The organism is Pseudarthrobacter cellobiosi (assembly GCF_023913815.1).
GTDB classification, from domain to species: domain Bacteria; phylum Actinomycetota; class Actinomycetes; order Actinomycetales; family Micrococcaceae; genus Arthrobacter; species Arthrobacter cellobiosi.
Genome location: NZ_JAMXBK010000027.1, coordinates 437,857 through 458,998 on the forward strand (window position 1 = coordinate 437,857; position 21,142 = coordinate 458,998).

The following is a 21,142-nucleotide window of genomic DNA, read 5'->3' on the forward strand; positions in this document are numbered from 1 at the left end:
TGCCCTTGGCGGGCACGTGAATATGACGCGGATCACGGTCCGCCGGCCCGTCTGCGGTGGCTAGGACTGCTGCTGCCGCATTACGCTCTTGCCATGGCCTCCACCAATAGCTCTGAGTCAAGCGCGTCCGCTGAAGTACACGCACCTTACGGAAACGGACCTGCAGCGGTGCGGCCGCCGTCGCCGGAAGAGAACGCGAAGCCCGCACCCAGGGTGCGCATCCACCACCTGCAGCAGGCCAAGCGGGACGGCAAACGCTTTGCCATGCTGACCGCCTACGAGCAGTACAGTGCGGAGATCTTCGACCAGGCCGGTATCGAGGTCCTCCTGGTGGGCGATTCGGCGTCCAACAATGTGTTCGGCAACGAGACCAGCCTGCCGGTCACGGTGGATGAACTCCTGCCTCTCTGCCGCGCCGTGGCGCGGTCCGCGAAGCGCGCCCTGGTGGTGGCAGACCTGCCCTTCGGCAGTTATGAAGTCTCGGCGCAGCAGGGTGTGGAAACAGGCGTCCGGTTCCTCAAGGAAGGGCTGGCCCATGCCGTCAAGATCGAAGGCGGAAAATACTACGCGGAAACCGTCCGGGCAATGGTCCAGGCCGGCGTCCCCGTGATGGCCCATATCGGCTTCACCCCCCAGAGTGAACACGCGCTGGGCGGATACCGGGTCCAGGGCCGCGGGGATGACGCACAGCGGCTGATTGACGACGCCGTGGCGCTGGTTGAGGCGGGGGCGTTCGCCGTCCTGATGGAAATGGTTCCGGCGGACACGGCAGCCGCCGTTGACGCGGCGGTCAGCGTGCCGACGGTCGGGATCGGCGCCGGCAATGCCACCACGGGGCAAGTGCTGGTGTGGCAGGACATGGCTGGGTTCCGCGGCGGCCGGATGGCGAAATTCGTAAAACAGTACGCTGACCTGCGTACTACCCTCAGTGACGCGGCGAAGGCGTACGGCGACGAGGTCCGTTCAGGCCAGTTCCCCGGACCGGAACACTCCTTCTAGGCAGGCCAAGGTACAGGGCCGGGCCAGGCTACGGCTCAGTCCTCCTCGCCCTTTTCCCAGGCCTCGTTGCGGGCCCGGACTTTTTCGAGGGCGTGTTCGGCCTCTTCCCGCGTTTTGTAGGGGCCGATCAGCTGGCTCCAGTCTGAGAGTGCGTCCTCTTCCACCTCGTGGGTGTTCACGTTGTACCAGTACTCAGTCATCGGTGCTCCTCGTTCCGGCTGGCGGGGGCCCGGCCGTGACCCACGTAACTTACACGCGGATGCGGACAGCTTGGGGCTTCCAGTTACTTGGCCTAATGCGGTGCCTTATATGATCAATCTATGCCTTCCCTAGCCTCGACTGCACCCGTCGGCACCCTTACCCGGGGAACCGTCAGCCGGCAACTCCCCGTTCCCGCGTCCATCCCGCGCCCGGAATACGTGGGCAAGCCCGGCCCGGCCAAGTTCACCGGCTCCGAGATCAAATCCGCCGAGACCGTTGAGAAAATCCGGGTCGCCAGCCGGATCGCCGCACAGGCCATCGTTGAGGTGGGCAACCACATCAGGCCCGGCGTGACCACCGACCAGTTGGACAAAGTGGGTCACGAATTCCTGCTGGACCACAAGGCCTACCCGTCCACGCTTGGTTACCGCGGATTCCCGAAGTCCCTGTGCTCTTCGCTGAATGAAGTGATCTGCCACGGCATCCCGGACAGCACCGTGGTCCAGGACGGCGACATCCTCAACATCGACATCACCGCTTTCATCAACGGAGTCCACGGCGACACGAACCACACCTTCCTGGTAGGCGACGTCGACGACGAGTCGCGCCTGCTGGTGGAGCGCACCCGGGAATCCCTCAACCGGGCCATCAAAGCCGTGGCTCCCGGCCGGGAGATCAACGTGATCGGCCGGGCCATCCAGTCCTACGCCAAGCGTTTCGGCTACGGCGTGGTGCGGGACTTCACCGGCCACGGCGTCGGCGAAGCGTTCCATACGGGCCTGATCATCCCCCACTACGATGCAGCGCCGGCCTACAACACAGTCATCGAGGCCGGCATGGTGTTCACCATCGAACCCATGCTGACCCTCGGCACCATCGAATGGGACATGTGGGAGGACGACTGGACAGTTGTCACCCGCGACCACAAGCGGACCGCCCAGTTTGAGCACACACTGCTGGTGACAGAGTCCGGCGCCGAAATCCTCACGCTCCCCTGAAATTTTCCGGTCAGCCGCCCGGCCGACCTGCCGCCCTGCCACGAACGGAATAACATTGGCCAAGAAGGACGAGAAGTCGCACAAGAACGCCCCGCTGATCGGCATCGACATCGGCGGCACGGGAATCAAGGGCGGCATCGTCGACCTGAAAAAAGGCAAGCTGCTGGGTGAGCGGTTCCGCGTGCCTACGCCCCAGCCCGCCACCCCTGACGCCGTAGCCGACGTCGTGGCGCAGGTCGTTGCCGAGCTTTCAAGCCGCCCGGAGGCTCCGGCCGCGGATTCGCCCGTGGGCGTCACCTTCCCCGGCATCATCCAGCATGGCGTGGTCCATTCGGCGGCCAATGTGGACAAGACCTGGCTCCACACCGACATTGATGCTTTGCTGACGGCACGGCTTGGCCGCCCGGTGGAGGTCATTAACGACGCCGACGCCGCCGGGCTGGCGGAGGCCCGTTTTGGTGCGGGTCAGGGGGTGGACGGCACTGTCCTGGTGATCACCCTGGGCACGGGAATTGGCTCTGCATTCATCTTCGACGGCCGCCTCGTCCCCAACGCAGAACTGGGGCACTTGGAGATCGACGGCTTTGACGCCGAAAGCAAAGCCTCAGCCGTGGCCCGCGAACGGGACGGACTGAGCTGGGAGGAATACAGCGTCCTGCTGCAGCGCTACTTCTCCCACGTCGAATTCCTGTTCTCGCCCGAGCTGTTCATCGTGGGCGGTGGCATCTCCAAGCGCGCAGACGAATACCTGCCGCACCTCAAACTGCGCACCCGGATCGTGCCGGCCGAACTCAAGAATGAGGCCGGGATCGTCGGTGCCGCCGTCGAAATTGCCGTAAAGCACAAACTCACAAAGTAGCCGGTGGCTGCCCGGCGCCGAGGGGCAGCCGGTGCCGGTGGTGGCGGCGGCTTCCCCTCCGCGGCCACCACCGGAGCTTACAGGGGGCTCTTTTCGGAGCTCTTCGCCGGCGCCGCCGCGGGTTGCGTGCCTTCTTCCACGGACTCGTGGCGGAGCAGGGCAATGGCGGTCTCGAAGTCCTCAAGGGATTCGAAGGCCTGGTACACGCTGGCAAAACGTAGGTAGGCCACCTGGTCAAGCTTCTGCAGCGGACCAAGGATGATCAGGCCAACTTCATGGGCGTCGATCTCGGCCGCGCCCGAGGCACGGATCTGCTCCTCCACCTCCTGGGCAAGGAGCGCCAGGTCATCTTCGCTGACAGGCCGGCCTTGGCATGCCTTGCGCACGCCGTTGATGACTTTGCTGCGGCTGAAGGGTTCGCCCACCCCGGAGCGTTTGATCACCGAAAGGCTGGTGGTTTCCACGGTGGTGAACCTGCGGCCGCATTCGGGGCACTGCCGGCGGCGGCGGATGGCCGAGCCGTCATCGGCCATGCGGCTGTCCACGACACGGGAGTCCGGATTGCGGCAAAATGGACAGTACATGGTGTCCCCTCCCTCGATGTCTTCCGGCGCCGATGTTTCCGGCCCCGACGGACCTCTCCACCTCTCAGTTTACGACTACATGTAGCGGAATAACAATCCTGTAATTACCACATGTAGTGGTGCCTGCGGCCTGCCCCGCAGGCCTGCTGCGTCAGTTGGCCTCGCGGAAGCGCGCCGTGACCGCTTCACCGTGCGCCGGCAGGTCCTCGGCACCGGCCAGGCTCACGATGTGGCCGCTGACTTCCTGCAGCGCGGCCCGGCTGTAGTTGATGACCTGGATGGCGCGCAGGAAAGTGGTGACGTTCAGTCCGGAGGAAAACGCCGCGGTCCCGCTGGTGGGCAGGACGTGGTTGGAGCCAGCGCAGTAGTCGCCCAGGCTGACAGGACTGTAGTCCCCCACAAAGATCGCCCCGGCGTTCCGGATCCGGGCAGCGACCGCCGGCGCGTCAGCGGTCATGATTTCAAGGTGTTCAGCGGCGTAGGCGTCGCAGGCGGCAATGCCTTGTTCCATGTCCTCTACCAGGACAACTCCCGACTGCGGGCCGGAGAGCGCCTCGCATACGCGTGCGGAGTGCTTGGTGTCGGCCGCCTGCCGGTCCAGTTCGGTACGGACTGCCGCGGCCAGGTCCTCCGAGTCCGTGATGAGCACGGAAGCTGCCTGGGGGTCGTGCTCCGCCTGGCTGATCAGGTCTGCTGCCACCAGGTCAGGTTGCGCCGTTGAATCAGCCAGAATGGCGATTTCGGTGGTCCCCGCCTCGGAATCAATTCCCACCACACCCTTGACCAGGCGCTTCGCCGTAGCCACAAAAATATTTCCCGGACCCGTGACTACATCAACAGGCTCCAGCGCCGGCCCGACGTCGTGTGCCGGCACGCCGTAGGCGAACGCAGCGATGGCCTGGGCCCCGCCGATGGCGTAGACCTCGTCGATGCCGAGCAGGGCCGCTGCCGCGAGGATCGTGGGGTGCGGGAGGCCGCCGAAGTCCTTCTGCGGCGGCGATGCCAGGGCGATGGACTGCACTCCCGCGGCAAGCGCCGGTACAACATTCATGATGACCGACGACGGATAGACGGCGAGGCCGCCGGGGACGTACAAGCCGACCCGCGATACTGGCACCCAGTTCTGGCTCACCAGCGCACCGTCGCCGAGTTCGACGTCGAGATCCCGGGGCCGCTGCCCGTCCGCGAAGCGCCGGGCTCGGCTGATGGATTCTTCCAGCGCGTCGCGCACAGCCGGATCCAGCTCCGCCAGCGCCCGGGCCAACGAGGCCGCCGGGACGCGCGGATGGACCTGCTGCACTCCGTCGAAACGAAGTGCCAGGTCGCTGAGGGCTGCGAAGCCGTCCTCGCGGACGTCCTTGATGATGTCCAGCACTTTCTGTTCCGCATCCGCCACGGTGTGCTGCCGGGCGCGGGGAACAGCGGCGCGCAACCCGGCAAGCGTCAGGCCCCTGCCCCGAAGGTCGACCGTCCGGAAGCTGACAGCGGCGGCAGGCGGGGTGGCAGGAAGTTCAGGAGAAATGGTCACCGGTCCATTTTACGCGCCGGGCGCGTTGCCTTCGGCTACCGGCGTGCCCGCACTCCCGGGCCCGCTCTTGAGCAGGTTTATCAGGCTCAGGACAAACACGGACGTGGCAGTCGCGGCCGGCCACAGGATAAGCACGGGCAGGGACCGGAGCGAGAACGCGACGCTGGCATTGACAGACGTATCTGCGGGGCCGCCCCACAGCTGGCCGGCAAGCACGCCGGTCAGCCACGCGATCAGGGCGCCGCCCAGTCCGCCGGCCAGGCCCAGGAGGAAGGCCGCCTGCGCATCGCGGCCGCCTTTATCGGTCAGGAAGACGGCCACCAGGCACCCTGCGAAAACACAAAGCCCAGCAAGGGTGAGGTCCCTGAGCAGCCATACCTCCGGATTGGTCCCGTCGGCCAGGGCGGGGTTGCGCGTGATCAGGTTCATCCCCCCCGGGGCGAGCAGCCACCACAGCAGGCCGACGGGAACGCCACCGGCAGCAGCAGCGGCAAACCATTTCCACGGCGGCCGGGAAGACCGGCGGCTGATGTGTTGTCTCATGACATAAACCTTAACAATTGTCGGGCATGGCCGATCAAATGACGTGGGCAGTCTTGACAGATGACGTGCCGGGTCCAGCGATTGCTCCCTCTCCGGCGGGGACTAATACCCTTAAGGAAGAGTCCACTTCAGCCTGCTTTTCAGGGAGCAAATCTCAAGATGACAGACAAAACGCCGTTCGAGGGCACCTTCAAGGAAATGTTCCGGCGGCATGCTGCCGGAGTCGCCATCATCACCGTGAACTACCAGGGCGAGCCCTACGGCTTTACCGCCACGTCCGTGGCGTCACTGTCAGCACAGCCGCCGCGGTTCACTTTTAACATGGCCCGCAGTTCAAGTTCCTGGCCGGCCGTGGCCAATGCCAGCCACCTCGGCGTCCACATGCTGGGCCTGGAAAACCAGGCGCTGGCGGACCGTTTCGCGCGCACCAAGGACAGGTTCGGCGGGGACCACTGGGAACTTGGCCCGCACGAGGTCCCGATCCTCAAAGACGTCGCGGGCTGGCTGATCGGCAAGATCCAGATGCGGCTGTCCTTCGAGAACAATGCCGTGGTGGTGGTTGAAGTTGTGGACGGCGAAGTGGGCGACGACGGTTCGCCGCTCCTGTACCACTCCGGCGGCTATGGCCAGCCGGTCCCGCTGGACTACGAGATCTGACTATCGGGACCTAGTTATCAAGGCAGGTTGGGCCCAGGAGCACCTTCAGGTCGCCGAACAATGACGGACTGGGGTTGACCCTGAGATGGACGGGGAGGCCCATGACTTCCGTCCGGGTGTCCCCCTGCAGGTGCAGCCGGACTTCCGAGTTCCCCCGGTGGTTCCGAAGGACATCGCCCAGTTCGGTGACAACAGCCTCGGTTGCCTTGTGGGTAGGCATCGAAATGAGCACGGGGCCGTTGGTTCCTTCACTGAGGTCGGGAACGGACAGTTCCATGCAGTTCAGCGTCACGGCGCCGTCGTCCCGCCGCTGCAGGCGGCCCTTGACCACCACGATCAGGTCCTCGGCAAGGACCGAGGCGATGGGGCCGTAGACCTGGCCGAAGAACATCACCTCCATGGAGCCGCCGAGGTCTTCGATTTCGGCACGGGCATAGGCGTTGCCACTCGCCTTGGCGATCCTGCGGCTGAGCGAGGTGATCATGCCGGAGATGGTGACGATGGCGCCGTCGTGCGGCCCGTCTTCGCCGATGATCGAGGTGATGGACTGGTCCGCGTGCTGGCTGAGGAGTCCTTCCAGGCCCTGCAGCGGGTGGTCTGACACATACAGGCCGAGCATGTCGCGCTCAAACGAGAGCTTGTCCTTCTTCTCCCATTCCGGCAGGTCGGGAATCTCGATGCTCAGCGACGCTTCGGATTCGGCCTCCTCGAAACCGGCGAAGAGATCGAACTGGCCGATCGCTTCGTTTCGTTTGAGGGTGATGACGGAGTCGATGGCCTCTTCATGGATCATCGCCAGCGCGCGCCGGTGGTGGTTGAGGGAATCGAAGGCTCCGGCCTTGATCAGGGATTCAATGGTCCGCTTGTTGCAGACCACCGCGGGGACCTTCATGAGGTAGTCCTTGAAGGAAGTGTAGGCGCCTTCCTTGTCGCGCGCGGCCACCATCGCTTCGACGGCGTTGATTCCCACGTTGCGGATGGCGCCCATGCCGAAGCGGATGTCGGTGCCCACCGGGGTGAAGTTCAGCGCGGATTCGTTCACATCCGGCGGCAGCACGGTGATTCCCATGCGCCGGCATTCGTTGAGGTAGATTGCCGATTTGTCCTTGTCGTCACCGACGGACGTCAGCAGCGCAGCCATGTACTCCGGAGCAAAGTGCGCCTTCAGGTAGGCGGTCCAGTAGGAGATCACGCCATACGCGGCGGAGTGGGCCTTGTTGAAGGCGTAGTCGGAGAACGGCAGCAGGATGTCCCACAGGGTCTTGACGGCCGCCATGGAGTAGCCGTTGTCCTGCATGCCCTGGGAGAAACCTGCGAACTGCTTGTCCAGCTCGGATTTCTTCTTCTTACCCATGGCGCGCCGCAGGATGTCTGCCTGCCCCAGGGAATAGCCGGCGAGTTTCTGGGCTACGGCCATCACCTGCTCCTGATAGACGATCAGGCCGTAGGTTCCGCCGAGGATTTCAGCCAGCGGTTCCTTGAGTTCGGGGTGGATCGGGATGACTTCCTGGATCCCGTTTTTGCGCAGCGCGTAGTCGGTGTGCGCGTTGGCGCCCATCGGACCGGGGCGGTAGAGCGCGAGTACGGCGGAGATGTCTTCGAAGTTGTCAGGCTTCATCAGCTTCAGCAGGGAGCGCATGGGGCCGCCATCCAGCTGGAACACGCCCAGGGTGTCGCCCCGGGCCAGCAGTTCATACGAGGCCACGTCGTCAAGGGCCAGGCTGTCCAGGTCCAGGTCCAGTCCGCGGTTGAGTTTGATGTTCTCCAGGGCGTCGGAAATGATCGTTAGGTTCCGCAGGCCGAGGAAGTCCATCTTGATCAGGCCCAGGCCCTCGCAGGTGGGGTAGTCGAACTGCGTGATCACCTGGCCGTCCTGGATGCGCCGCATGACCGGGATGACATCGATGATGGGGTCCGAGGACATAATGACGCCGGCGGCGTGCACGCCCCACTGGCGCTTCAGCCCCTCAATGCCGAGAGCCGTCTCGAAGACCTTGGCGGCCTCGGGATCAGTTGCGATCAGCTGGCGGAAGTCACCGGCCTCGCTGTAGCGCTTTGAGTCCTTGTTCTGGATGTCGGCGAGCGGGATGTCCTTGGCCATCACGGCCGGCGGGAGCGCCTTGGTCAGCTGCTCGCCCATGCTGAAGGGGTAACCCAGCACACGGGAGGAGTCCTTCAGCGCCTGCTTGGTCTTGATGGTGCCGTACGTGACAATCATGGCCACGCGCTCGTCGCCGTATTTCCGGGTCACATAGTCGATGACCTCGGACCGGCGTCGGTCATCGAAGTCAACGTCGAAGTCAGGCATGGACACACGGTCCGGGTTGAGGAACCGTTCAAAGATCAGGCCGTGCAGGAGCGGATCCAGGTCCGTGATGCGCATGGCGTACGCCACCATGGACCCGGCTCCGGAGCCTCGGCCCGGACCGACGCGGATGCCGTTTTTCTTCGCCCAGTTGATGAAGTCGGCCACCACCAGGAAGTATCCCGGGAACCCCATGGAGGTGATGACTTCGAGCTCGTAGTCAGCCTGGGTGCGGACTTTGTCCGGAACGCCGCCCGGGTACCGGTATTCCAGTCCGGTGGCAACTTCCTTGACCAGCCAGGATGTCTCGTCCTCGCCCGGCGGGCACGGGAACCGCGGCATGTAGTTTGCGCCGGTGTTGAACGAGACATCGCAGCGCTCGGCGATCAGCAGGGTGTTGTCGCAAGCATCCGGGTGGTCCCTGAACAGCTCCCGCATCTCCTGCGGGGACTTGAGGTAGTAGCCGCTGCCGGAGAACGCGAACCGGGAGCCGCCGTTGTCATACGATGGCTCCAGCAGCGTGGAACCCGACTGGATGGCTAGGAGGGCCTCGTGCGCCTTGGCGTCGTGTTCGTGGGTGTAGTGCAGGTCGTTGGTGGCCACCAGTGGCAGGTTCAGATCCTTGGCCAGCCGCAGCAGGTCCCCCGTGACCCGGCGTTCGATGTCCAGGCCATGGTCCATCAGTTCGCAGAAATAGTTCTCCGCACCGAAAATGTCACGAAATTCCGAGGCGGCTTCCATGGCCTCGCGGTACTGGCCCAGCCGCAGCCGGGTCTGGACCTCCCCCGAAGGGCAGCCAGTAGTGGCGATCAGGCCTTCGGAGTACGTGTTCAAGAGCTCACGGTCCAAACGCGGCCACTTGCCGAAAACTGCGTCGAGCGAGCCAATGGACGAGGCCCGGAAGAGGTTTCGCATGCCGACGTTGTTATAGCTCAGCAGCGTCATGTGAGTGTAGGAACCACCGCCGGAGATGTCGTCCTTGCGCTGGTGTTCCTCGCCCCAGCGGACACGGCTTTTGTCCGTCCGCGCGGTGCCCGGGGTGACGTAGGCTTCGACGCCGATAATCGGCTTGATCCCCTGGTCCGTGGCCCGCTTCCAGAAATCGAAGGCCCCGAACAGGTACCCGTGGTCGGTGGTGGCCAGGGCCGGCATCCCGAGGCGTTCAGTCTCGTTGAAGAGCTCACCCAGGCGGGCTGCGCCGTCCAACATGGAGTATTCGGTGTGGTTGTGGAGATGGACGAACGAGGCATTGCTGGAAGTCACCGCACCATTCTAAGCGCTGGCGGACCACCAAGGGCCCAGCGACCCAGCCGCTAGGCCTCCCCGGACTCCAGGACCTGGAGGGCAAAGGCCAGATCCTGCGGGTATTCGCTGGTAACGGTCACGCGCTCCCCCGTTGCCGGGTGGTCGAAGCCGAGCTGCCGGGCATGGAGCCATTGCCGGGTCAGGCCCAAGGTGGCGGCGAGCCGAGGATCCGCCCCGTAGGTAAGATCTCCGGCGCATGGGTGCCGCAACGCTGAAAAGTGGACACGGATCTGGTGTGTGCGCCCTGTCTCAAGGTGCACCTCCACCAGCGTGGCCTTGCCAAAAGCCTCGAGCACCTCATAGTGCGTGATCGACGGCCGGCCGTCTTCGATCACGGCAAAACGCCAGTCGTGTCCGGGGTGGCGCCCGATTGGTGCGTCGATGGTGCCCTCGAGTGGGTCCGGGAGCCCCTGGACCACCGCGTGGTAGACCTTCTCCACGGTGCGCTCCTTGAAGGCCCGCTTCAGGGCCGTATAGGCGCGCTCCGTTTTGGCCACCACCATCACCCCGGACGTGCCGACGTCGAGCCGGTGCACGATACCCACCCGCTCAGGGGAACCCGACGTCGAGATCCGGAAGCCGGCTCCGGCGAGTCCGCCAACCACGGTGGGCCCTACCCAGCCGGGCGAAGGATGCGCGGCAACGCCCACCGGCTTGTCCACAACGACAAATTCGTCGTCGTCCAGCAGGATTTTCAGGCCTTCCACAACTTCCTCCACCACTTCGAGCGGGTCCCGTCGTTCAGGCACCGTCACTTCCAGGACATCGCCGGCAACCAACCGCGCGGACTTGCCGAGCTTCTTGCCGCGGCTCACCACGTTGCCTTCAGCAATAAGGGTCGCGGCCATTGACCGGGAAATCCCCATCAGCTTGGCGAGCCCTGCGTCCGCCCGCGTTCCACCGAATTCGTCGGCGACCACCACACGCTCAGACACCGTCCGTGTCCTTCGGCTGGGCCGCCTCTTTCCGTGGCGCCGCGACGTGCCGTGAACCGTCAAGGGCGATCCCCCGCAACGTAAGGATACAAATGATGACCACTGCTGAGACCACCGCGGAATCGGCAATGTTGAAGATCGCAAAATTCGGCAGCTGGATGAAATCCACCACATGCCCCATCCCGAACGAGGGCTCCCGGAAGAGCCTGTCCGTCAGGTTGCCCAGGGCCCCGCCCAGGAGCAGACCCAGTGCCAGCGACCACCATCCCGAGCCCAGCTTGCGCACTTGGAACAGGATGGCGATGGAGACGCCGGCCATGATGATGGAGAACACCCACGTGACATTTTCCCCGATCGAAAATGCGGCGCCGGAATTGCGGATGAAGTACCAGTGCAGGAGAGGCGGCAGCACCGGGATGCGTTCACCTTCCACCATCGAGGACGTCACCCACAGTTTTGTCAGCTGGTCCAGGACGTACGCAAAGACCGCAAAACCGGCGAAGAGCGAGAGCAGGAGTGCCCGCCGGGGGCGGGCCGATGAAGGAGAAGGGTTTGCGGCGTCAGCGGCGAGGTGGTCAGTCATGGTGCTTTCATTTTGTAAAAACGATGTTAAATCCCAAAAACCGGCGGCCGAGGAATCCTCAGCCACCGGTTCTCAGAATACGTGCTTGACGAACTAGTTCGCTTCAACCTCAGGCGCCGCCACGGAACCGCGGGCGTCAAGGTCGCGCAGCTGGCCTTCAATGTAGGCCTTCAGGCGTGAGCGGTAGTCGCGTTCGAAGCCACGGAGCTGCTCTACCTTGCGTTCCAGGACGGAGCGCTGCTGCTCGAGGGCACCGAGGATCTTCCGGGACTTCTCCTGGGCATCGTTGACCAGGCTGCTGGCCTCGATCTGGGCCTCTGCGATGATCTTGTCCTTCTGGGACTGACCGTCGGCGACGTGACGGTCGTGCATCTGCTGCGCCATGGCGAGCAGACCGGCAGCGGACTCGGCCGAAACCGTGCTTCCGTTGGACGCGGCGGGCGCAGCAGCCTGGACGGCTGCAACAGGTGCTGACGGCTCGGCTTCCTTCTTCTTGGCGGCGTCGGGAGCTTTCGCCTCGACCTCGGCCTTCGCCGGGGACTCAACCTTGTCAGCCTTGACGGGTGCGGGAACCTTCTCGACCACCGGGGCGGACGCAGCGGAGCTGGCCGGCACGCCGGAACCTGATTCTGCAAGCTTCTTGCGGAGCTCGTCGTTCTCCTGGTTCAGGCGCCTGAGTTCCACAACGATCTCGTCCAGGAAGTCATCAACTTCATCCTGGTCGTAGCCTTCGCGGAACTTGGTCGGCTGAAAGCGCTTGTTGACAACGTCTTCTGGCGTCAAAGCCATCTGGTCACCTCATTGGTCTAGTTAGTCAGTAGGCCTTCCGGCCGTCAAAACTACGGTACCTAAATATTGTCTGGTTCCTCTAATTCAACACTGGGTGTCAAACCGGAGATTTCTTCGCGGCTCAGAGGGAGTTCAAATTCCAGGAACTTCGCCTGCGCCGCTAGGTCTTGTCGAAGATTACGCGAAACCCCTGGTGACCGCCATCGCGATGCTGACGGCGATGAACAGGACCAGAAACCCGAGGTCCAAAGTCACGCCGCCGAGCCTCAACGGCGGGATCAGCCTCCGGAGCCCCTTGAGTGGCGGATCGGTGATCGAGTACACCGTGTGGGCCACCACGAGGGCAACACCACGCGGACGCCATTCCCTGGCAAACATCTGGACCCAGTCAAAGACCAGCCGGATGATCAGCGCCACGAAGAACAGCAAAAGGGCGATATAGACAAGTCCGAAAACAATTCCCATGACTTAACTCATATCTCCATGTCCATTCCGGATACCGCGGTGCCCTGCCAATGTTTCTTGTCTATTTCAGCACAGATGCCAGACAGGTGTACCTGTCTGGCATCCGGAATAAGCTCAGGGCTAACTTTGATTGAAGAAGCTGGCCTGGGTCTCGCTGACCTTCTTGTCATCGCCAATGACCTCAATGTACGACGGTGACAGCAGGAAAACCTTGTTGGTGACCCGTTCGATGCTGCCCCGGAGACCAAAAACCAGGCCGGCCGAGAAGTCAACGAGACGCTTGGCGTCCGCTTCGCCCATGTCGGTGACGTTCATGATGACGGGGATGCCGTCCCGGAAACTCTCACCGATGAGCTTGGCGTCATTGTAGGACCGCGGGTGGATCGTGGTGATCTGCCGAAGCCCGGACGGTTCTTCGCGGCTTGAGGCCGCACGCTTGATGGGGGTCACTGGTGCGCGGTATTCCTCTTCGGGGGCGTGTGATGACTCGCGGCTGACGTCGCGGACGGGTGCCGGTGAACGGCGTTCCTCGCGGTCAACTTCCATCGAATCGTCCTCGTCCTTACGTGTTGTGGTGTGCTCGGACTCGTAGTGTTCATCGCCATCGGCGAGCCCAAGATAGATCATTGTCTTGCGCAGAGCGCCGGCCATGGTCGACTCCTAATCGTGTCCGTAGGCGGGCCGCCCAATGACTTGACAGCCTTTGAATCCCCCGCCACTCACTTCCTATGGGTTCGACGCTACCCCACGTCAGGACGCGATCCGAGAATATCGGAACCGATTCGCAGGTGTGTCGCACCGAAACGGATGGCCGCTTCCAGGTCCTGGCTCATGCCCGCCGAGATGGCCGTCGCGCCGGGATGCTCCGCTACCAAGGCTGCCGAGATGGCTGCCAGCTTTTCGAACGCCGCCTGCGGACTGGCGCCCAACGGGGCGACAGCCATAACGCCCGCCAGTTCCAGTCCTGCCGCAGCCGCCAGCCGCTCGGCCAGGAGTGCTACCTCCGCCGCGGCCACGCCGCCGCGGTGCGCGCCGGCGTCGTCGTCGAGGCTGACCTGGATGAAGCACTCCAGGGCTCCCCGGCCCGTCCGCTCCTGTTCCGCGGCGATGGCGCGCTCGAGGCTGTCCACCAGGGCCAGCCGGTCCACGGAATGGAGCGCATGGGCATACTTCACCACGGATTTCGCTTTTTTGCTCTGCAGCTGCCCGACGAAGTGCCAGTTGAGTCCGAGGCCTGCCAGTTCGGCCGCCTTCGAGGAGGCTTCCTGGTCCCTGTTTTCGCCGACGTCGCGGACGCCCAGCGCAGCCAGGCGCCTGATGTCGGCGGCCGGATGGAACTTGGTGACCACAATCAGCGTCGGCAGTTCCCCCGCCCGGCCTGAGTCTTCGACGGCGGCTTCAATGCGCCGCTGCACGGCGGCGAGGCGCTCCGCCAGATCAGCCATCCGTTCGGCGTTGTCCTCCACAGTGCCCTCATTCATGCGACCACACCAGTCCCGCGAAGCGCCCGGTGGTGTTGGACCTGCGGTAAGAGAAAAGCTCTTCGTTTTCAAGCGTGCACGGACCCGCATATTCAATGACGACGCCGGCAGCTTCAAGTTGGCTCTTCGCCCCCGCCGGGAGATCCAGTGCCGGCGTGCCCCAGGACGTGGCAGCCCAGGTCGCCGGCACCTGGGCAGCTACTTGGGCGCGCAGTTCGGCGGGCACCTCATAGCAACGCCCGCAGATTGACGGGCCCAGCCAGGCACGGATGGCGGTGGCCCCAGCTGAGCGCATCCGCTCCACTGCCGCCGGGAGAATGCCGTTTTCTATCCCCGGGCGGCCTGCGTGCACGGCGGCGAGGACCGGACCGTCTGGTCCTTCCCCTACGAGTACTGCCGGGATGCAGTCGGCCACCATGACCGCCAGCGGCAGTCCCCGCGACACCATGGCATCAGCGGTCGGCGCAGGCGTGGCCGGCTCCATCATTTCCACGGCCGTGCCGTGGACCTGCTCCATGAACCGGAGGGAACCACGGGCCATGCCGGCCGCGTTCTCCAGCGCCTCCCGGCGCTGGAGAACGTCAACGGCGTTGTCCCCGACGTGCAGGGCGAGATTGCCGGCCCGGGTGTCTGTAAACGCCACACTCACGCCAGCAGACACTTCGGCCCGCCAATAGAACAACCCGGGCCCTACTTCAGGAAGTCGGGGACATCCAGGTCATCGACGCGGTTCCCTGAGAGGTCCGGCTCCACTACCGAGGGCAGGTCGACGTCGAAACCTGAATCGGCAGGGACCGACGACGGGCGCTGCTGGCCCCAGTTGCTTAGGCCTGACGCGCCGACTCCGGCGTGGACTGGCTGGACGTTGTGCTGGTGGCTGCCGCCCGAGGTGGGAGCCTGAGCCGGCGCGGGCGCCGCTGCGGGCCGCTGGGGTGCGACGTGCGGCTGGGACTGGTCCATGGAGGGAGAGGTGGCCTTGACGTCGTCGAAACCGGCGGCAATGACCGTGACACGGGCCTCGTCACCGAGGGCATCGTCAATCACGGCACCGAAGATGATGTTGGCTTCGGGGTGGGCCACTTCCTGGACCAGGCGGGCAGCTTCATTGATTTCGAACAGGCCAAGATCTGAACCGCCCTGGATGGAGAGCAGGACACCATGGGCGCCGTCGATGGAGGCTTCCAGCAGCGGCGATGCAATGGCGAGCTCGGCAGCCTTCACCGCACGGTCTTCACCGCGGGCGGAGCCGATGCCCATCAGCGCGGAGCCTGCACCCTGCATCACGGACTTGACGTCCGCGAAGTCGAGGTTGATCAGGCCGGGGGTGGTGATGAGGTCCGTGATGCCCTGGACACCGGACAGCAGGACCTGGTCAGCGGAACGGAAAGCGTCCAGGACGGAGACGTTGCGGTCGCTGATGGACAGAAGCCTGTCGTTCGGGATGACGATCAGCGTGTCCACTTCGTCGCGGAGGGCGTCGATGCCCGCCTCTGCAGAACCCGCACGACGGCGGCCCTCGAACGTGAACGGGCGGGTCACCACACCGATGGTCAGCGCTCCGAGAGACCGGGCGATGCGTGCCACCACAGGGGCGCCGCCGGTGCCCGTGCCGCCACCTTCGCCGGCGGTCACAAACACCATGTCCGCGCCGCGGATGACCTCTTCGATTTCGTCGGCGTGGTCCTCCGCAGCCTGCTTGCCCACCTCGGGGTTGGCGCCTGCACCGAGCCCGCGGGTCAGCTCACGTCCGATGTCGAGCTTGACGTCTGCATCGCTCATCAACAATGCCTGTGCATCGGTGTTGACCGCGATGAATTCGACGCCGCGAAGACCGACCTCGATCATGCGGTTGACTGCGTTCACGCCACCGCCGCCGATGCCGACGACCTTGATGACGGCCAAGTAATTCTGCGGAGCTGCCACGTTACGTGTCCCTTGTTCGTGTCCTATTGCGAAAACTGTGGAGTCGGGCTTGAAGCTTCGAACCTTAACCTTCGAGTTGAAGGTTATAGTTATGTCAAGTAACTCATGTCTGGAACGCTATTTCCTATGGTTCGGACATTCAATAACCGGAGCCGCGTGTCGCGGGAATACCGAGTAAATAAAGCGTTCAGCGCGTCACCGGATGCCGGGGCGCGCTCACATCGTACACACGGACGGGGTTCTTCGGGTCCGCGGGAACTTTGAGCAAGGCTTCAAGCACCTTGGCCTTGAGCTCCTTCTCCCCCGCATTCCCCCAAATGATGGTCTGACCGTCCACCAGTTTGAGCTCAACGGCGTCCACAGACTGGGCGGACGCGTTGGACAGCTTCGACAGCACGTCCAGCGGGAGTGCACCGAGGACCGCTGCGGTGGCCTGGAAGAGGTCCTTGCCGATGGTTCCGGCGCCGCCGTCGATCACGGGCAGGGCAACTGCGGCCGGGTCCGCAGGGCTGGCCAGGACCACGCCGTCCACATCCACCAACTGGTACTGCTCCCCCTGCTTGACCAGGGCCACCGGGACCCGCTCCAAAACCTGGACCATCAACCCGGACGGCGGGCGCGCCTGGGTTGAGACGGACTTGATCTGGACGAGCGGCGCCAGGAGGCGGCTGACCTCCTCATCGCTGATCTGGGGCAGGGGTCTGCCCTTCAGGGGCTCCAGTGCGGCCTGCACCTGTTCCGTGGTGACGAGCCGGGTCCCGGACACCGTAACGGTGCCTACGGCGAGTGCCGGCGAAAAGATTGCGGCGGCCAGCAGCGCGCAGACCAACGCCAGGACAGTGCCCAGGGTCACCAGGATGTTCCGCTTAAGGCGTTTTCCGGGCGGCTCCGGGAAGGCCAGCACATTGTCGGTGCCCGCCGGCGCCTTGCCTGCCGGCACCTTGCCTGCTGGTGCCTTGTCTGCCGGTGCCTTGTCTGCCGGCGGGTTCCGGTCCGCGAACTTCGCATTCTTGCGGCCGGGCAAAGACGGGGTGTCCGCCTCGGGGGCGCGTTTGGAGGCCGAGATGACCTCCGGTTCCGCTGGCGCGGGTGGCTGCCGCCTGCCCGGTGAAGCGTAGGTGGGCCGGCGCGGACTACCCACTGAGAGCCTGCACGATCTGCGGTCCGAAGGCCGTGACATCCCCTGCCCCGACGGTCAGGATGATGTCGCCGGGCCCGGCGGCGTCCGTAAGGGCAGCAACCGCCCCGCCCGGCTCCACCAGGCGTCCGCCGGGCGACAGGTGCTCGGCGATGAGCTGGCTGCTGACTCCTGGGATGGGATCTTCGCGCGCGGGGTATATGTCCAGGACCAGGGCGGTGTCTGCCAGGTTCAGCGCTTCTGCGAACTCCCTGGCGAACTCCCTGGTGCGGGAGAACAGGTGCGGCTGGAACAAAACATGGACGCGGTGCCCGCCGGCCACGGACCGTGCCGCCGTCAGGGCGGCCCGGACCTCGGTGGGGTGGTGGGCGTAGTCGTCATAGACGCGCACGCCGCGCGCCTCCCCTTTCAGTTCAAAGCGCCTGGAAGCGCCCGAGAAGTGCGCCAAGGCACGCGCGGCAGCTTCGGCGTCGACCCCCAGCTCCAGCGCGACGGCGACGGCGGCGGCGGCGTTCAGCGCGTTGTGCCGGCCCGGGACCTGCAGGTCCAGGGCGAACCGCCCGGCGGGTGAGGAGACCGCCACATCCCCCGGGCCGCCGTCGTGCAGCACCAGGTCCGACCCGTCAGTGGTGCCGTAACGCACCACCCGGGTGTTGCCACGCGCGAGCGTGCGCTCTGCCAGGGCTGCGGCGCCGGCGTCATCAGCGCAGGCAATCAGGACGCCGTCGGCCGGAAGCAGCTCCGTAAAGCGGTCGAAGGACTCGTAGACGGCCTCGGCGGTGCCGTAGTGGTCCAGGTGATCGGGTTCGACGTTAGTGACCACGGCTATCTTTGGCCTGTAGTTCAGGAAGGACCCGTCGGACTCGTCCGCTTCGGCCACAAAGACCCCTGACGTGCCGTGGGCGGCGTTGACGCCGAGCGCAGGCACGTTGGCGCCGATGGCAAACGACGGATCCATCCCGGCGCCCTGGAGCAGGACGGTGATCATGGAGGTGGTGGTGGACTTGCCGTGGGTTCCTGCCACGGTCACCACGAGGTCGTCCCCCATGGTGGCCGCGAGCGCCTCCGAGCGGTGCAGCACGGGCAGGCCGGCCGCACGCGCGGCCACCAGTTCGGGGTTGTCCGCACGGATCGCCGAGCCGGCCACCACGGTCTGGGCATCGCCCAGATTGGCGGCGGCGTATCCGACGGCGATCCTCGCCCCGGCGGCAGCCAGCTCCGCCATCACCGGAAGGTCCTTGGCATCCGACCCGCTGACGGCGACGCCGCGGGCCACCATGATGCGGGCCACGGCGGACATTCCCACCCCGCCGATGCCGATGAAATGGACGCGGCCCAGGGACTCCTGGCTGCGGATGCTTGCGGGGATCATGCGGATACCGCTTCCAGGACAAGATCAGCCATGCGCTGATCGGCGTTTCTGATGCCAAGGCGGCGCGAGCTGGCGGCCATGGTGGCCAGACGGCCGGGGTCGGTGACCAGGGGGATGAGCTGGCCCGCCACCCACTGCGCGGTGAAGTCCTTATCCTGGACCAGGAGTGCGCCACCGGCGTTCACGAGGCCCGCCGCGTTGAGCGCCTGCTCGCCGTTGCCGATGGGCAGCGGGACAAACACTGCCGGTACACCCACGGCGGCCACTTCGCAGACCGTGGCTGCGCCGGACCGCGCCAGCAGCACGTCCGCGGCGGCGTACACCCGTTCCATGCCGTCCACGTACTCCACCTGCCGGTACCCCGGCGCGGCGAGCGGGCCGCCGTCGGGCCCTAAGACCGTCTTGCCGCGGCCGGTGATGTGAAGTGTCTGGATTCCCGCCGCGCCAAGGTCCTGGACGGAGGCGGCGACCGCGCGGTTGATGCTCTGGGCCCCGGAGGAACCGCCGGTCACAATCAGCGTGGGCGAGGTGTGATCCAGGCCCAGTGCTTCGCGCGCGGCGGCGCGGGCAGCGTCCCGGTCCAGGCTGGAGATTTCGGTCCGCATGGGCATGCCCACATGGCGGGCGTGACGCAGGCGCGTGGTGTCGAAGGCAGTGGCCACGTGACGGGTCAGGAACGATCCCACCCGGTTGGCCAGGCCGGGCCTGGTATTGGCCTCATGGATCACGATGGGGATTCCCCGGCGCCGGGCGGCGAGGTACAGCGGTGTGCAGACGTAGCCGCCGACGCCCACCAGGACGTCGGCCGAGGCGTCGTCGAGGATGCGTCCGGACTGCCTGACCGCCCCGGCCAGGCGTGCGGGCAGCTTGAGGAGGTCAACGGAAGGTTTCCGCGGAAACGGCACCCGGTCGATGGTGGCCAGTTCCAGGCCGGCGGCGGGCACCAGCCGGGTTTCCATGCCGGCGGGCGTGCCCACAGCGAGCAGCCTGGCACCGGGCGCGGCGGCACGCAGGGCGGCCGCGATGGCCAGCAGGGGGCTGATGTGGCCGGCGGTTCCGCCGCCCGCCAGGACAATGGACAGGTTCTGGGAAGTCATTTGGTGCTACGTACGCTTTCTTGCGGTTGTTTTGGGGCTGGCGGTTTTGCGGGCAGCGGTTTTCTGGCCAGCAGGTTTGCGGCCAGTGGCTCCCCCGGCCTTCTTTGCGCCGAATTTGAGCAGTTTCTTCGGCCGGAGGGCAGGCGCCATCTGTTCGCGGGCGAGCGACAGCACCACCCCCACGGCGCATAGCGACATCAGCAATGCCGAACCGCCGTATGAAATGAACGGCAGCGGCACGCCGATCACAGGCATCAGCCCTGTCACCACGGCCATGTTGACCGTGGCCTGCCCCAGCAGCCACACCATGATGGTGCCGGCCAGCACCCTGTGGAACATGTCCTCCTGCGCCACCACTACGCGGTAGATGGCGGCGCCAAGGATGGCAAAAAGGACAAGCACGACGACGGTGCCCACCAGGCCGAGTTCCTCGCCGATGATGGCGAAGATGAAGTCGTTGTGGGCTTCCGGGATCCAGCTGTACTTTTGCCGGCTTTGGCCGAGGCCAACGCCGAACCAGCCGCCGGAGGCAAGCCCGTAGAGGCCATTGGTGGCCTGGTAGTTGGCGTCAATGCCGTCGGCACAGGACTGGCCCGTCCACCACGAGGTGATGCGGCACATGCGGTTTGAGCTGGTGATGGCCATGACGGCTGTACCGGCGGCGGCGGCCAGGGCGGCGAAACCGAACAGGTAGAGCGGTACTCCGGCGAAGAAGAGGGCGGCCGCAGTGATCATCATGATGATCATGGCCGTGCCCAGGTCATTGCCCAGCAGGACCAGGCCGATTACCCCGCCCGCCAGCGGCACGGCCGGGATCAGCACGTGGGGCCAGCGCCGCAGCAGCTTCCCTTTCCTGGCCAGGACAGTAGCCATCCACAGTGCAAGCGTCAGCTTGGACGCCTCGGACGGCTGGAAGGTGATGCCGCCCAGGTCGATCCAGTTCTTGTTGCCGTTGACTTCGTCACCGATCAGCTGCACCAGGACCAGGAGGACAAGGGCGGCGCCCAGCCCCGGCCAGGCTAGGCGCTTCAGCCAGACCACGTTGATGCGCGAGAGGACAAACATGGTGAAGATGCCAATGGCGGCGAACATTCCCTGCTTCAGGGCGTCGCCGTAGGGCGATTTTCCGGCAGCGATGGATTCGACGCTTGAGGCCGACAGCACCATCATGATGCCGATGGCGGTCAGGGCCAGCGTGGATCCAAGGATCAGGTAATACGTTGAGCCGTTCTTGGAGGTGCCGGTTCCTTCCAGCGCGGACCAGAAGGCCTGGTACCAGTCCCGGATCCGGTCCGGCAGGGTGACGGTGGACTTAGCGGGAGAAGTGGGTTGCCCGGCGCGCGGCCGTGAGGCCGGCGTCCGGGTGGGCGTGCTGACCAT

21 protein-coding genes are annotated in these 21,142 nt (G+C 65.1%); 4 read left to right on the top strand and 17 right to left on the bottom strand.

Annotation, left to right across the window (positions count from 1 at the left end):
- The first annotated feature begins 93 nt into the window (after positions 1-93).
- Entirely contained in the window at positions 94-999 is a 906-nt protein-coding gene (panB, locus tag NG701_RS17615) for a 3-methyl-2-oxobutanoate hydroxymethyltransferase (RefSeq protein WP_252569268.1), read from the top strand.
- A 35-nt stretch (positions 1,000-1,034) separates the two neighbouring features.
- Here panB and NG701_RS17620 read toward each other — a convergent pair whose 3' ends face one another.
- Positions 1,035-1,199: an SPOR domain-containing protein gene (locus NG701_RS17620; protein WP_252569270.1), complete on the bottom strand. Its 165-nt coding sequence runs from the start codon at positions 1,197-1,199 to the stop codon at positions 1,035-1,037.
- A gap of 120 nt (positions 1,200-1,319) precedes the next feature.
- On the opposite strand from NG701_RS17620, the gene map reads away from it, so the two are divergent.
- A complete protein-coding gene (gene map, locus NG701_RS17625) occupies positions 1,320-2,198 on the top strand; it encodes a type I methionyl aminopeptidase (RefSeq protein ID WP_252569273.1) in 879 nt (292 codons plus the stop codon).
- A gap of 55 nt (positions 2,199-2,253) precedes the next feature.
- Positions 2,254-3,057 carry a polyphosphate--glucose phosphotransferase gene (ppgK, locus tag NG701_RS17630; protein WP_252569277.1) on the top strand — a complete coding sequence of 268 codons (804 nt, stop codon included), beginning with the start codon at positions 2,254-2,256 and terminating at the stop codon, positions 3,055-3,057.
- Between the two features lie 77 nt (positions 3,058-3,134).
- Here the strand turns inward: ppgK and nrdR are convergent, their stop codons facing one another.
- The 3 genes from nrdR to NG701_RS17645 all read right to left on the bottom strand — a co-directional run bounded on the left by nrdR (position 3,135) and on the right by NG701_RS17645 (position 5,712).
- The gene (nrdR, locus tag NG701_RS17635; RefSeq protein WP_104063550.1) at positions 3,135-3,641 is read right to left on the bottom strand and encodes a transcriptional regulator NrdR; all 507 of its coding nucleotides are present in this window, start codon (positions 3,639-3,641) and stop codon (positions 3,135-3,137) included.
- A 151-nt stretch (positions 3,642-3,792) separates the two neighbouring features.
- Positions 3,793-5,169, bottom strand: coding sequence for a histidinol dehydrogenase (gene hisD, locus NG701_RS17640; RefSeq protein ID WP_252569279.1), 1,377 nt, complete (start codon positions 5,167-5,169; stop codon positions 3,793-3,795).
- Positions 5,170-5,178: 9 nt separating this feature from the next.
- Positions 5,179-5,712, bottom strand: coding sequence for a hypothetical protein (locus NG701_RS17645; RefSeq protein ID WP_252569282.1), 534 nt, complete (start codon positions 5,710-5,712; stop codon positions 5,179-5,181).
- Between the two features lie 159 nt (positions 5,713-5,871).
- On the opposite strand from NG701_RS17645, the gene NG701_RS17650 reads away from it, so the two are divergent.
- Positions 5,872-6,369, top strand: coding sequence for a flavin reductase family protein (locus NG701_RS17650; RefSeq protein ID WP_252569284.1), 498 nt, complete (start codon positions 5,872-5,874; stop codon positions 6,367-6,369).
- Between the two features lie 10 nt (positions 6,370-6,379).
- Here NG701_RS17650 and dnaE read toward each other — a convergent pair whose 3' ends face one another.
- From dnaE to ftsW, 13 genes are all read right to left on the bottom strand, one after another.
- Positions 6,380-9,937, bottom strand: a complete 3,558-nt coding sequence (gene dnaE, locus NG701_RS17655) for a DNA polymerase III subunit alpha (protein WP_252569286.1) — start codon at positions 9,935-9,937, stop codon at positions 6,380-6,382.
- A 50-nt stretch (positions 9,938-9,987) separates the two neighbouring features.
- On the bottom strand, positions 9,988-10,914 hold the full coding sequence (locus tag NG701_RS17660) for an RluA family pseudouridine synthase (RefSeq protein ID WP_252569289.1): 927 nt from the start codon (positions 10,912-10,914) through the stop codon (positions 9,988-9,990).
- Entirely contained in the window at positions 10,907-11,497 is a 591-nt protein-coding gene (gene lspA / locus NG701_RS17665; RefSeq protein WP_252569291.1) for a signal peptidase II, read from the bottom strand. The genes NG701_RS17660 and lspA overlap by 8 nt, the downstream gene beginning before the upstream one ends.
- Positions 11,498-11,590: 93 nt before the next feature.
- Positions 11,591-12,286, bottom strand: a complete 696-nt coding sequence (locus NG701_RS17670; RefSeq protein ID WP_252569294.1) for a DivIVA domain-containing protein — start codon at positions 12,284-12,286, stop codon at positions 11,591-11,593.
- Positions 12,287-12,463: 177 nt separating this feature from the next.
- Positions 12,464-12,751, bottom strand: a complete 288-nt coding sequence (locus NG701_RS17675) for a YggT family protein (protein ID WP_056342216.1) — start codon at positions 12,749-12,751, stop codon at positions 12,464-12,466.
- Positions 12,752-12,871: 120 nt separating this feature from the next.
- The gene (locus tag NG701_RS17680; protein WP_252569297.1) at positions 12,872-13,402 is read right to left on the bottom strand and encodes a cell division protein SepF; all 531 of its coding nucleotides are present in this window, start codon (positions 13,400-13,402) and stop codon (positions 12,872-12,874) included.
- An 89-nt stretch (positions 13,403-13,491) separates the two neighbouring features.
- Entirely contained in the window at positions 13,492-14,232 is a 741-nt protein-coding gene (locus tag NG701_RS17685) for a YggS family pyridoxal phosphate-dependent enzyme (protein ID WP_252569299.1), read from the bottom strand.
- Entirely contained in the window at positions 14,225-14,914 is a 690-nt protein-coding gene (locus tag NG701_RS17690) for a purine nucleoside phosphorylase YfiH/LACC1 family protein (protein WP_252569301.1), read from the bottom strand. Before NG701_RS17690 ends, NG701_RS17685 begins: the two co-directional genes overlap by 8 nt.
- Before the next feature lie 8 nt (positions 14,915-14,922).
- Positions 14,923-16,155, bottom strand: coding sequence for a cell division protein FtsZ (gene ftsZ / locus NG701_RS17695; RefSeq protein WP_252569303.1), 1,233 nt, complete (start codon positions 16,153-16,155; stop codon positions 14,923-14,925).
- Between the two features lie 187 nt (positions 16,156-16,342).
- On the bottom strand, positions 16,343-17,296 hold the full coding sequence (locus NG701_RS17700; protein ID WP_252569305.1) for a cell division protein FtsQ/DivIB: 954 nt from the start codon (positions 17,294-17,296) through the stop codon (positions 16,343-16,345).
- Positions 17,289-18,665, bottom strand: coding sequence for a UDP-N-acetylmuramate--L-alanine ligase (gene murC / locus NG701_RS17705; RefSeq protein WP_252569306.1), 1,377 nt, complete (start codon positions 18,663-18,665; stop codon positions 17,289-17,291). Before murC ends, NG701_RS17700 begins: the two co-directional genes overlap by 8 nt.
- Complete coding sequence (gene murG / locus NG701_RS17710; protein ID WP_252569308.1) at positions 18,662-19,762, bottom strand: undecaprenyldiphospho-muramoylpentapeptide beta-N-acetylglucosaminyltransferase; 1,101 nt, start codon at positions 19,760-19,762, stop codon at positions 18,662-18,664. Before murG ends, murC begins: the two co-directional genes overlap by 4 nt.
- A 6-nt stretch (positions 19,763-19,768) precedes the next feature.
- Positions 19,769-21,142 (bottom strand): putative lipid II flippase FtsW, encoded by a 1,374-nt coding sequence (gene ftsW, locus NG701_RS17715; protein ID WP_252569310.1) that lies wholly within the window; start codon positions 21,140-21,142, stop codon positions 19,769-19,771.